This is a genomic window from Pseudomonas sp. P8_229, from assembly GCF_034008635.1.
GTDB lineage: Bacteria > Pseudomonadota > Gammaproteobacteria > Pseudomonadales > Pseudomonadaceae > Aquipseudomonas.
Genome location: NZ_CP125378.1, coordinates 3,676,181 through 3,690,735, shown reverse-complemented (window position 1 = coordinate 3,690,735; position 14,555 = coordinate 3,676,181). Strand labels below are relative to the sequence as shown.

At 57.2% G+C, this 14,555-nt stretch carries 2 protein-coding genes; both read right to left on the bottom strand.

Annotated elements, in window-relative coordinates; genetic code table 11:
- Positions 1-75: 75 nt before the first annotated feature.
- Entirely contained in the window at positions 76-7,074 is a 6,999-nt protein-coding gene (locus tag QMK55_RS16630) for a TcdA/TcdB pore-forming domain-containing protein (RefSeq protein WP_320329588.1), read from the bottom strand.
- A gap of 170 nt (positions 7,075-7,244) precedes the next feature.
- Complete coding sequence (locus QMK55_RS16625) at positions 7,245-14,321, bottom strand: TcdA/TcdB pore-forming domain-containing protein (RefSeq protein ID WP_413787274.1); 7,077 nt, start codon at positions 14,319-14,321, stop codon at positions 7,245-7,247.
- Positions 14,322-14,555: the final 234 nt, after the last annotated feature.

The window sequence follows — 14,555 nt, the reverse complement described above, 5'->3', positions numbered from 1 at the left end:
GACAAAGGGCTGCGGATAATCTGATCCGCAGCCTCTTCAACTAATCCCGTCGGCGTTGAGCTGCCGGGTTACGCCTTAACGGATGTCAGAAATCAGCGCGCCAAGTTCACTCAGCGCTTCCTCCTGCAAGGCGCTCATCAACTCATTGAGATAGAGCGTCACCGCGAGGTCTTCCGCCAAGGGGATACTGAGTGACACATTCTTTCGAGACTCCGCACTGATAGCACCGACATTGCGCAAAATGATGCTGCGCCCCGTGTCAGTGTCCGTCAGCAGCAGGTGCCCATCCTTCTGCGTGACCAACCACTGCTCCATCGGCTGCAGCTGGAACGAAAGATGACTTTTCAACGCGTCGGGAAAATCGAGATCGACAATCAGGCAGTCAAGTCGTACCCAGGTCCGCTGGTCGATCAAAAAGGAGGCGCCATCCGTCGAACACTTCAGGATCAGCGTATCAATGCCGTCCGGAATCGGCGCAAGCCTGCCAGATATCCGATCACTTTCGATGACCAGCGTATTATCTACTCGCCTGACTGTTTGTGCAGTCATCCATACGTCACTGAGCTTGCCATCTTCACTGCGGTTGCTGAAAAGCTGCAGGCTCTGCGGGTCATGCAACACCAGGGTTTGACCGTTAGCGACTCCCACGTAGCCGGGCAAGTCTTGACCTGGGGCCGTTGCACTGAGCAAGCGGCCGGCGTCGACGTCATACCAGCTGCAAAGATCATCGATCCTGCCTGCCGTCAGATACGGAGCACAATGCTGCCCCGCCAGCATCCGGGCCAGTTTCCGTTCCCGCGCCTGATGCAGATCCACGCCGTCGAAGAACTCGTTTTCCACACCGACAATGCGCGCAGGCTCACCTTCGAACAGGTCGAACAATACGTGATCATGGGACTTGGCGCGCAAGCCCGACTCATGGGGCATAGCCCAGGCGAACGTGCGCTGTGGCAGCACCCTCTGCATTGGCGGGATCAAGTCGGCCCGTAACAGATGTGTTCCCGCGCCAAATGCTGCGAACAAGCTATCGGGGGCCATGAACGCTTGGCGGTAGATCCGTCCAGTAGTCCAATCGATCATCAAGGCGGCCTTCCTGTCCAAGGTCTGCCTCAATAACCCAAAGCTTTTCCCCGCCGTATCGGCGATAAGAAGTTGCTGATCGAGACACACGACATAGAGCGGCGAGTGATTCGAAGCAGCGCTGATGCCACCGACCTCCACAGCCCCGGCGGACCACATTGCGGCAGTGCCAAGGACCGAATCCCACCAACGAAAATTGCTGCCTGAGCGCTCTTGGCGGGCGAATAGCCAATCATTACCGAGGCCTGCCAAATGTCGTTCGCCCGCGCCATTCAGGCGAAACACCATGCCCTCGTCAGTCAATGCAATGTATTGCCGGCCTCGGCGATGAATTTGCTGCACCTCCAGCGACAAGATGGATTGTGCAAAAATTACCGAGGACTGTTCTTGTGCACTGATGCGCTGTCGATAAAGGAGGCGATGACGCAGGTGATGGAACAGAACCGTATCGCGTTCTGGCTGCTGTGGATCCAGAAGAGCCCAATCGAAGGCGTCGGCGTCGCTGTCCTCCTCTTTGAGCATCGGCCTAAAAACCCGTCCGTCGTCGCAACGTACCCAGACCCGGCTGAACGCTTTCGAGCTGTAGTCCATGTAATCAACAGTAATGAACCTGGACCAACCGGCACTTGTCACTTGTTCGTCGTCAACGCCTGACGCTGCCGGAATCAACCGGTACCACGAGAGGAAATCGTCCAGGAAGACCGTCCCACTTCGAATCTCCCGACCTTCGTGATAGCTGAGATGACCGGACACACCAGTAATCGAGAGTTCATCTTCTTCGATCAGGTAAGTCATTTTCACAAACTGGTCTTCGTCGAGTTCGATGCGCCGAACCACTTGCAACGCACCGCCCGGCATCTCCTGGATTGCGGTAATCCAGGCTTTCAATTCCGTACGCACCAATTGGAAAACACGTATGATTTTCCCGGTGACAACATCAACGCGCCAGATCAATGCATCAGCGGGGCAGTAGTAGTAAATGTCCCGACCAATCCTGGGGCCCATACAAATATCCGCGGCATATTTCGGCTCCAGCCCGCGAACCAACGATAATGAATCTTGCTCGCGGTCATACCAGGCGCTGGTGCGCACGCCAGTCAGAGCGTCCTGGTAATTGCGAATGACCGTGGGGCCGTCCGCCAGACGGCTGGAACGTGCAAGTTCGCGAACTCGCTTAAGGGTCATCGGGCCGTTTTCATCCGGGCCGGCCTCCAGCTCCGTGAGCAACAGGGTTCCGGTTGTCCAGTCCACCTGATACGAATGTCCGTCGAGTTGCACAAGCACTGTGTTCTTGCCAGGCACCTGCACCTGTATCGTGCCCAGTTGCAGGACGTCGCCCTCAATTTTCACGCCACCTTCATTCAACCAGGCTGTGCGCAATGACCAGGTCATCGCTTCGCCGGTCGAGACTTGTAAACGCACAGACTTGACACCCTCGGCCAAGGTAACCGAACAGTGTCCGCCCAATGCCTCGATATCATAGGAAAGATGGCCGTGAACCTCTTGCGGCAAAGTCGGTACATGCAGAAAACGGTGTTGCTTGCCCAGCACCACGCTGACCGTGGTTGCCACATAGTTGGGCACCATTTTTTCGATGATGTATTCGGTAGGTATTTTGTAGAAGGTAAACCAGAATTGCCGCTTGCCGTAACGGTCATGCTCAAGCGCCAGGGCCGTTTCCAGATCTTCCCCCAGGGTTGTCGAAAAAGGCAACCCGCCAAACTCATAGGCCAGGTAGCAATCCGGCAGGCTCGGCAACACAACGCTTTCAACGTTTAATCCGTCGCTGATGGCAAATTTTCCCGGCAGATCGAGCGCTTTTCGAATGCTGAATGCATGCTCGCGATCCGGGTCGATCTTGGGTGGATGCAAATCAGAGTAGTTGTCTGCAGCGTAAATTTTCTGACTGCCAAAGGTGATGGTTCCGCTGCGCAGATCCAGTTTTGAATAAACAGCATGAGGGTTGGCAAAGAGGGTATCCCCTCGTACCGAGTAACCTCCGGTACGATACGCCTCGTTGACCCGATTCAAATACCTGCCGATCTGCTTGCCACGCTCTGTCCTGGCGCTGAAACCCTCGACCAGTGCACCGATGCCAACAGCCAGCCCGCCCAGAATGACACTGGCGCCCCCCAGAAACGCAGCCGCCGTGGCCGCTCCGGCAACACCTGCGCCAAACGCTCCGGCGCCCAGCACCAGACCGGCGGTATCAAACGCCAGCTGTGTAGCGAACACCGCGCGCTGGGTATCATTTTCAGCGTTGATCAACAAATAGATGTCGAAACCGATACTCGCCAGTTGCAATGCATTCCCCACACCTTCGTTCAATACGTTGCCCAGCGCATTGCCCACAATTGCAGAGGTGGTGTTGGCCACACGCACACTGTCGGTGAACGCATGACGAACCAGCCCCAGCAATTGCACCGCGTCAACCACGAGTCCGTGGGCCAGTTGCGCGTAGGAAAGGTAACCGTGAATGCGCACCGCAGACGTCAATGCCGTCGAACCATCGGCGTGTTCCGCTTCCTTGAGCCCAAGCAGCAACGCCTGAATGGCAAAACCGGCATTGAGCGTGTGGACCGCACCGACGTCGGTCGGATCGGCCACGGGTGAACCTGCGCGCCTACCGGATAACTCTTCGAAGGAATCGCTCAGATAAGATTTGATTCCGGACAGCCGTTTGTCATCGGTCAACACCGTGCGCGTCTGATGCGGGTCTTTGGCGTTGACCAGAGTGATTTCACTGCGCCCTTGTGCGGCGGGTTTCAAAGACTCGAATACTGGAACGAAGTCACGGCTCAGTTGATATTTTTCATGCAACTGATCGGTCGCACCTTTGATGATCCGCGTCCACTTGTGGGCGTCCACACTGGCGAACGCTTGGCCAAGACGCGCGTTCTCCGACAGCGACCGTAGTCGCAACTGCGCATGATGGTGCCAGGGTTCGACAGGCTTCCCGCCGGCAATCGGGTCATTGCTCAGCAGGTTTCCAACGCTGACTCTGGACGGCAAAGTCGCGTCGGCAATGTTCACGCCGTTGAGGTCCACCACATCGAAAGTGGCTCCGGGCCCCTCTGCAACGCCATAGAGTGTGGCGACCGTCCCATCCTGCAAAAATCCCTGGATACCTTTGTGCAGTTCATCTATTCGGGCAAACGCATACAGGCCGAAGTTGGGATCGTAGAAGCGATAGGATGTTTCCTCTGCTCCCGCGACTTTGCTCACCAGCATCGAATGATTTTCGGTATTGAGCAGCAAGCTGCCGCCGCTGGTTTTGGCATCCAGCGCCTGTATCACTGCGTGCAGATTCGCCACCGGCGTTTTTTCGCCGAACTGCGCCATCGGGATGCCGCGCAACTCATCCAGCACATGCAGCAACGCCTGGGTTTCAGCTGACTCCGGGGCGATATTGGCCAGCGCCAGTTTACCGATCAGAGCGCGCTCTGCGGCGACGCCTCGTTCCAATGCTGCCGCCATGGCCAATGCCAATGGATAACAGCGCCGCCCCGGATCGCCCACACCCTGTACCAGCAACCCTTGTGGAAACTGTTTGGCTGAGAGAGCCCCGGACCGGAAAAACTGCTCACGTACCGCATTGCCTCGTGTGAGAATCGACGCCCGTTGTTCTTTTTTAGCCACGGCTTCTACCTGGCTCAGGTGTTCACGCCATTGCCGTACGCTCATCGGCTTGGCAAAGGCCTGCGCCTTCAGAACCCGAGAGTTGTTTTCCCCCGTGCCGATTCTGGAAGTACTGAACTCTGTCGGTGCCGCGTAACGGTTGAGCAGCGTTTGTTCGATGACGTCATAGCGTGCGAACAGCCCACGATCACGGGTTTTCTCGGCAAAATCAACGGTGGTTTTCCAGGTGTCGGCGAACCCGTTCTGATCCAGTGTCGTAGCGCCAAACAGGCCGCCGAACATCACACGGTGCAACGGACTCAACTGATCCACAGGTAATTTGCCTGCCGCGATCCGCGCCAACGCTTCGTTCAAATTGCCCAGCGACTCGGCGCCTGTCGATGGCGGCAGTTCGACGGTGGGTTGCTGCAGAATCTGCTGACGTGTTTCGAAATCGACAGAGAACGGAGCATCGAATGCAATATCGCCAGTCAATCGGTCATTCATCGCACGAACGAACGGTTCACCCAGGCTATCCAGCAGTTGCTGCAGCACTGACGTCAGCAACACGGGCTTGCCTTCCATGACCGGCCAGCCTTGCTTGAAAGTCAGAGTCTGACCTTTGAGCAGCTCATCCACATTGCCCAGGTAACGGTTTTTGTAGGCACCATCGGCAATTCTGGTTGTTTCCAGTTCGAACCAGGCGGACTCGGTCTTGGCGTTGTCCTTCCAGCTATGGTGGGTCTCCTCTTCGGTGGCCAGATTGAAACCGTCACGCAGATCGACTCGGTCACTGATTTGTTGACGAGCTTCAGCAAGCGCTTTTTCGTTGACGTAATCACTCAAACCTTGCGAAACGGCCGTTGGGCCACTCATGGTAATAGCCGATTGGGCACCAAATTTGATGCCGTCGGCATCGTACTCAGCGATAGCCTGCAAAAACCGGTTTCGAGCAATTAACTCGTCACCCCAGGTTGATAGCGGTCCATATATTTTCTCCATCTCGCTAATGATCAGATTGGAGAATGCTGCGGAATCTGTCAGTGAGATGTTCCCCCGACGAGCCAGCACCTCCACTCGATCCAGAAATGCGTAATTACTGCGAATTTTATCGATGATCCCGACAATTGCCGCGGACCCGGCATGACCACTCAACATTGCATTGGAAAGACCATTGAAAGGGCTGCTTTTTAAATCAGCGCTATTTTTATTGCCTACACGCACTCCGTGTTGTGAAACAACGACATCATTGAACGGTGCAAAAATATCCTTGAGTGAAGGTGCGATCCTGGCAAACTCTATCAATGCGTTTTTTATGTGTTCCGGTACCTTATGGCGTAAATCCGCATACGGTGCGCTTCGATTCGGAAGTATTTGCGGGTTAGAGTCGAGCAGAATCTGCGTGATTCCCATCCGGGTTTCGATGTCAAAAGCGGAAATATCCACGCCACCGATATTTTCATGTAATGACGGCAATAGATCCGCATCCAGATAAGTTCCGCTTTCGAAATGCACCGCCTGCAGTCGCGTGATGTCAGACGCCGCTGCCAGATTGCCGCGAAGAGACAATTCTCGTTCATAGATTTCGAACAAGGGTCGACTGGACAATTCGCTACGGATATCCCGAAGTGCAATGCCATTCGCAGCAACACTTTCAAGCGACTGCAGATTGCGCACCTTCAGCGCGTTGAGCGTGGCCTCATCCTGACCGTAAGCGCTGACCAAAAGATTGATTCTTGTCTGGTCGGCACTGCCACCTGTCGCGGTGGCTTTCTGGATATGTTCGAACATCTGCTGACGAAGCACGCGGGCGCGCTCAACGTATAGCTTGCCAAGCCTCGCGGACTTCATCGATGCATCTTCAGAAGCGAGCTTCGCGACTTGAGCCTTGGCCGATTCGACGATGATCTTGTTGGTTTCATGCGCAAGCAGTCCATCGCTGTCGTACCAGAGATTCAGACGGTATCCATCAGCGTCGGTCATCTGTTTCCAGACATTGATGTAATCCCCCTGAATGGTTCCAATGCCTCCGCCTACCCAGACAAAATGTAACTTTCGCGCAACCGGTTGACCTCGAGACAAAAGGTTTGCAGTAGTCGTTAGCCGGTGGTGGTAATCCCTAAGGTTTTCACTGAATTTTTTGAATTGAATATCGGTTACACCAGGAAGATTCGACTCGACGACTTCCTTGAGTAATCTGACTGCTATCAGTTGTTCTGTCCACTCCGCGGCCCCGACCGCAGCGTTGTAATAACGCAGCAACTGTTCTCGAGACATGTCATCACGCAAACTCCCTGCGATCAACTCAATTTCGGCTCGCTCAAAAACGTCCGAGAACTTACTGTTCACCATTAACCCATGATCCTTAGTATTCAACCGAGCTTCCTTTTCTCACGCAAATATAGACCGCGACGGGCTTTACCATCACGACATCCAGAAACAATTAAATGTTTTAAAACCGCAACTTTTCGCGCGACTTCTACTCGCCAATCAATTGCGCCAGCTTACAAACAATTAACAACTATCGAGAAACTTCCATTTGTTTCTCAAGCCGGTACTACACGCAATAACTGCTCGAGCGTCGCACCGGTTTGGGCATTTGGAACACTCTGCAACCCCTGCACCAGTCTGGAAACCGGATAGGAGTTCTGCCCCTCAAACCCCAGAAAGACGTCGCCTCGCAGCGCCGGATCGGCCGAGCACACTTCGCGCAGGATCAGGCTGTGCTGGCGATCGGGATCGACAACCAGCAAATGCTCGCCAACCACCGACAGTTGCAGTTTCCCCGGTGCATCGACTGCCCAGATCAACTTGCCGGGAATCGCCGACCGCTCTCCAGGTCCTGGCCGGCAATCGACAATGACGAAGTCCAGTCGCAGCCAGCTGGCTTTTGACAAGTGATAGCTCACGCCGCCCTGCCCCATGCGTAAAACCAGACGGCTTACGTCATCGGCGAGCAGCGGCAGCAGGTCGCTGACCTTGTTCTGCCCCTCGACCACGAGTACCTCGGCATTGCGCTGCACATAATCGAAAGGTCCGACGCTATGGTGACCGGGATAGATCGAAACGCGCTGTTCCTGGGGCTCGTGCAACAGCACACTGTCACGGCAGGTGCCGAGCAGTTCGCAATCACTGGGCAGGTCTTGACTGGCGACTCGAATCATCCGCGCGTTGGCCACGTCATACCATTGCCGGACGCCAGCGGCGGATTCCACAGTGATGAATTCGCCATGCCCGGAGGTCTCCAGCAACGCTTGCAGCGACTCGAGCAGATGGTCGGCATGCGCCTTTGCCCAGCGGTGGTCGACGCCAATGACGAGCTCCGTCTCCTGGTAGCGCAATTGCAGAGACACACCTTCCACCGACGTGCCACGCAAGGCGGAGCCTTCATTGGTTACACCGCTGAACCGCCAATCGTCCCACTCGGCCTGCGGTGCCGGTAACAAGTCGCTCGCCAATAACTGTTGACCGTTGCCAAAGGCTTGCTCGAGTTGCCGGCTATCGAAGAACGTCTGACGCCACAGCTCACCGCTGCTGACGTCCAACAGCCACGCGGCCTGATTGTCCGGCGTGACACCGAGCAAACGCATCTCCTTGTCGTGGCCCGGATCGCACAGCAACAAGCGATTGTCCAGGTACCAGGCGCACAGGCTGTGATCACCGCTGGCGTTGCGCACGCCGAGAATGGCGAAGCTGCTCACCGGATACTTCTGCGCCAAGGCCTCCAACGCCAGCCACCACTGTGTCCGTCCTTTGAGCCAGCGCTCACTCAGCCCCCCCAGATGCACTTCACCGTTCTCGCTCAGATTGAAAAACAACCCCTCGTCGGTCAGCGCCAGATACCCGCCCTCGACCGCCGCCACCTCGCTGAGTCCGGCCGGTTCCACCCACTGATGGCTCCACTGCGAAGGCCAATGTTGATTGTCGTCGGACAGGCTGCGCTGCACTCGGCACAGCTTCTGCGCTGCCCTGTCGTAAATGAAATACAGGTTCTGCTGATCATTTGCCGGCAACAACAGCAGATCGGCAAGCTTGCTGATTGAGTCCTGCCAGCCACGGGTATGCCCGGACGCAATAAACGGATGAATGCACAGGCGATCACGGCTGCGAATCCAGACCAGATCGCGCTTGCCCGGTTCGAACGCCCAGCAGACTGAAACGTAAGCAGCCGGTTGCCAGTCGAGCGTGGCGACGCCATCGCGCTCGGGGACTGTCGACAACGACACATAGTCACCAAGCACCTGCGACCAGTGCTCCAGCGTCTGCCGCGCAAAAACCCTTTCACCCAGCTCGCGGTCCATGTCACGGGTGACCGAAGTGAGCTGCAATTGGCCGTCATGCAACAGGTAGTTGAATTGCGTGGTTTTCTGATCAGGGCCTGTCCACTGTTGTTCGATATGCATCACGCCATGGTCGTCGACGTCGATTCGGCGGATGCTGCACTGTCCGCGCATCACCAGCAATCGATAGCAGAACCGCAGCAGACCGCTGACGGCATCGACCTGCCAGATCACATAGTTCTGTGGTTCATAAAAGAACGCCGAATCGCCAACCACAGCCGCCAGCAATGCTTCATCGGCCTGAAGCACTTCTTCATTGCGGATATACAGAAAACGCTCCCCGGCCGCGTCGTACCAGGCAGTGGTGTAACGCGGTTGATGTGCAGACTCGAACGGGATCAGAAAGTTGTGCAGGGGTGTGTAAGGCAGTACCAGCCGGTGCTCGCTGACCAGTGACTGATAGTGCTGGAGCAAGCTCAGTTCGTCCGCGCCGGCTGGCGCGGTCTGCTCCAGAATCAGCAACTGGCGATGGGCGCTATCGACCCTGAACAGCTGCCGGTCGGCCAGACGGATCAATACCTCGTGCCGCCCCCTGCCCGACAGCGTCACCGTGACGCCACCGATAATAATTGCCCCGCCAACCGATACCTGCACATCACGCTCGGTGGCCCAGGTCGCCACCAGGTTCCAGCGGCACAACTGCAAGCTGGGCGACTCGAGTTCAACGTCGACTCCACGATTGAGGATCAATGAGCAGGATGCGCCCCCTCCTTCAATCCGATAAGACAACAGCTCGTGCCATTCCGCAGGCACCAACGGCACTGCCAGCGCACGCTCATTGGCGTCCAGCCGAATCTCGATCACGGTGGGCCGATACGCCGGTGCCAGGCGATTGACTATGTAGGGAGAGGGAAACGAAAAGAAGGTAAACAGGAACTGCCACCGCCCCTCCCGATCCTTTCTTTCCAGGCGCCGCGCTGTATCGAACCCCGTGTGGTGTCCCCAGGCGTAAAAAGGCAAGGCTTTGTATTCATAGCCGTAACAGGTTTGCGGCGTGCATGGCAGCACCACGAGTTGCCCTGCGGGTAGCGCCCGCCTGATGGTCCGAGGCAGCCCCAGCTCGCGTTGAAGATTGAGCGCTTTCTGATAGTCCGGATCGAAATCCGGCACGCCGAAATGATCACGCAGTCGATACAGCTTCGGGCTGTCCAGCGTCAGGGTACCGCGCTTGAAATCCAGGCTTTGCACGATCAGCGCAGGATCTGCAACCCAGCCACCCATAGCGTCATCGTAGCGATAACCCACGCCCCGATAGGCACGCTCCAGATGGTCGAAAAACAGCCCCACCGCCTTAGCCTGCTGCGCGATATTGGCGAACCCCTGAGCCAGCGCCGCGACGCCGACAGCCAGCCCGCCAAGGATCACGCCGGCACCACCCAATACTGCTGCAGCAGTTGCGGCGCCCGCAGTCGCCGCACCGAGGCCGCCGGCAGTCAATGCCAGACTGGCGGAGTCAAACGCCAGTTGCGTACCGAACTGCGCCCGCTCGATCTCGTTGTCCGTCGTGGCCAATTGATAAATGTCGAAACCGACATTAGCCAGCCCCAGCACCGCACCCACACCTTCGTTGAGAACGTGCCCCAGCGCCTCGCCCACCACCGGCGCACAGGTGCGAGCGATGAGTTTCTCTTCATTGAGCGCCGTTTTCACCAGGCTGATCAGGCCGGCAATGTCCGTGACATTGCCGTGTGCCAGCTGTGCGTAATTGATGTAGGCATGCAGCCGCACGGCGGTGGTCAATGTACGGTCGTCGCCTTCCCGCCCGCGCAAGGCGTTCATCAACGCCTGAATCGTGAACCCGGTATTGAGGGTATGAACGGCGCCGGCCTCAGACAATGCCGGCTCGGGGCGGGTACCCAGGGTCGAGAACTGCTCGGACAGATAGTTCCTGATTCTCAACAGGCGCGGGTCTGTGCTGGTTACCTGGATCACATGCTCGCTGTGCAATGGATCGATCAGGCTGATCAGGTACTCCCCGCCGGGCGTGATGTTAAGGGTTTCGAACAACGGCACCAGTGGTGTCACCGAAGGGTGCAACGCCTGCAACGCGTCGGTCGCATGGGCAATCTGTTGTCCCCACCAATGACTGTCGAGATCGCGCAGACTGCGTCCAAGATGCGGATTGCTGACCAGCGACTGACCACGCGCGCTGTTCAGGCGCTGGCGTATCGGGCGTCCTGAATGCTCCGGCAGCACATTGTCGGATTTCAGCAGTTGCCCGACACGAAATCCGCCAGACAGGTCCAGGGTCGATATCTTTTGCCCTTGCAGCTCGATCAGATCAAACGTCGGGCGCGCTTCATCGCCATAGGCCGCATAGTATTTCGCCAGACCCTGCTTCTGGAAGAAATCGGTCAAGGCGTGCAGAAACAGGGCCGGCTGACTGAACTCGAACACGCCGAAATTGGGGTCATAGAAGTGATAAGTGGCGTGATCGCCGTCGAAGGTTTTCGCCACCAGCATGGCGTGGTTGTCGGAATTGAGCATCAGCGTGCACGTGCTGCCGTACGCTTCAAGCGTGGCGCCGAGCTGCTGCAGATCAACGCGCCCCAAAGGGCTGCCGACTTCATGCAACGGCACGCCGCGCAACTCTTCAAGCGCTTGAAGAAACGTCGCCGAATCGCTTTGTTGCGGCTCAGCGGTAGCGAGGAAGAAGCGCTCGCGCAATCTTCGCGACGCCGCTGCGCCATTTTCCAGCGCCGCACTCATGATCAGCGCCAGAGGATAACAGCGAGCCCCCGGATCACCCGGCCCGGTGAGCAACAGATCCTGGGGCACAAGCTTGACGTCACTGGCCTCGATCTGACCCAGCACCTGACCGAGCTGTCGGATCACCTGGTCACGATGCTCGCGCGTGGCGACCTCTTGGATATGGGCGACATGACGCCCCCATTGGAACAGCGTGTGCGCCTGAGACAGGGCCGTTCGCTTCAGCGTCAACGCGCTGTCCGACGCGCGCGCCGGCTGATCGAGATGACTGGCGAGACCGGCCATGAACGCCGCTGCACGCTGCTGGTATAGATGGCGTTCGATGGCCGCATAACGTACCGAAGCGCCGACCTCGGCGACGCCATTGGCCAGGTTATCGAGTTCGGCAGCGACCGCGATCAGGCTTTGGTTGTCCAGTGAACGCACGCCCAACAGTTGGCCCAGCAGCGCCCGTTGCAAGGCACTGACCTGGAAAAACTGCAGTGTCCCCTCGGCAATAGCGCTCAGCACTTCATCCAGCGCCAGGCCCTGAATGTGCGCATCGCCCAGCGAAGCCGGGGCTCGCAGGCCAGTGGGCTGGGCCTTTATAGCCTCGCGATCATCGAAACCGAGCCCGGCACCTGACGGAAAAACCAGCGGACCGTTATGGCCTCGCCGCATCGCCGCCATAAAGGGTTCACCGAGCCTGTCCATCATCCGCTGCAGGACATCCACCAACAACACCGGCCGGCCCTCGATAACCGGCCAGCCTTCCTCGAACATGACAGTCTGCTGCGAGAGCAACGCGTCAATATCGCCGTTGTAACGCGCGCTGAATTGCCCTTCCCGCCAGCGCTGCTGCTCGTCGAGCACCCATTGCTCAACATCGCTGGCATTGTCTTTCCAGGAGTGATCCTGCTCTTCTTCGGTCTTGTCGTTGACCACCCAGAGCGGTTCGATGGCCGCCTCCAGGCGCTGGCGTTCTTCCTCTCGCGGGACGAAATTGTGTCGCTGATAATCGACCATGCCATCGCGCATCGCCGCCGGACCGGTCAAATAGATTGTCCATTCGCTCTGCGCACGTATACCGTCGCCGTAGTAGCCCGCAGCTGCCAGAGACAGATAGCTGGCCGCCACATCTTCGCTCATCGACAGGTCGGCGAAAGAGCCGTAGGCCTGCTCGAGTACCTCACGCGACAGCATCGACATATTGTCGAAATCGCTCAAGGCAACGCCGCGTTGCTCTGCCAACCGGGCCGTCCGGTCGATGAGTTGGTAATTGAAGCGAAACCGTTCGATCACGCTTTTGAGCATCGGCGATCGCGCATGCGCCGCCAGGAAGGAGTTGCTCAGCGTGCTCTGCACGGCAACGGCGCGCAATGCCTGTGGGCGTACGAGCAGTTCGGCCGGTGCCTGAAATACCTCGCTCAGTGCCGGTTTTTGCCGGGCAAAGGCATCCAGCGCGGCGCGGTGTTCCTCGGGAATTTGCCCCAGATAGTCGGTGTATCCGTCGCGCCGTGCCTGGCGTCCCGGCATCCAGTGCGGGTTGTGGTCGAGCAGCAGTTGCAGGACGCCAACGCGCGCATCACCGCCGAACGTGCTGATGTCGACCCCACCCAGGTTCTTGACCAGCGGCGGCAGATTATCGACATCGGCATATCCACCCCCCTCGTTGTACAAAGCTTCGACACGGACCACATCAGAGGCGGCTGCCAGATTACCGCGCAGCCGGGTCTCGCGATCATAGATACTCTGTAATTGCAGCGGCGGGTCGAGGTCATGCAGATCGCGCAACTGCAGATCGTTTCCAGCCAGATCCAGCAGACTGCGGCGGTTTTGTTCGATCAGCCCTTCCAGTTGCTCGGCGTTCTGCCCGTAGGCGCGAGTCAACAGGTCGATCCGCGCCTCATCTGCCGACATTCCCTGTTCCAGGGCCGCGTTGATGTGCATGAACATCTGCTGCTTGAGGACGATGGCCCGTTCCTCGTACAACGTGCCCAGCTCGGCTTCGGAGAGCTTTTCGCTGCCGCCATGCTGCATCGCATCAGCCTTGGCAGCCTCGACGATCAGCTTATTGGTTTGCCAGGCCAGCAGCGCGTCACTGTCGTACCAGAGATTGAGGCTGTAGCCCTGCCCGCCCAGCACCTGTTTCCAGAGGTTGAGGTAATCACGCTGAATCGCACCAAGACCACCACCGAGCCAGACAAAGTGCATGATCTTCGGAACCGCCGTTTCCGCACTTTTTTCAAAGGCAAGGGTGTTTTTCAGCCGTGTCTCGAAGGCCTGAATATTCTCGTAGATGCGCGGCAAAGTGTCCTTCGGTTGCGCCTCGGCCGGTTGCGTAACGTGGCCCTCGACGGATCGACGTACGCGAGTCGGGGCGATCAACTGGCCCAGCGACTGCTTGAGCAATGCCAGGGGTTCGAGCAATCGGGGGGAATCCAGCAAGCCGACACAGGCAAAGTAATAACGCCACACAGACTGATAAGAGTCACTGTCTTTGTGCAACAACATTGCCTGTTCCAGATCTGCCTGTCTGAACAAGTTGATAAAGTTGACATAACCACTAGCGTCTTGAGACCTCTGATCCTGCATGAAACTTTCTCCTTTACCTTGACCAACATCATGCGTGCCCGCTGGCACTTTCATGACGATCAAACTAACGACTGGAGAATCAACTCTCAAACCTCAAGACTTTCAATACATGTCAAAACAGGTCACTTAAAAACAACTAATAACATATGTAACAGTAACCGGGCATTACCCCAAACCCGGATATAAATCAACACAACTAACCAAGACCCAAAACTAACCAGCCTGATTCCTTGC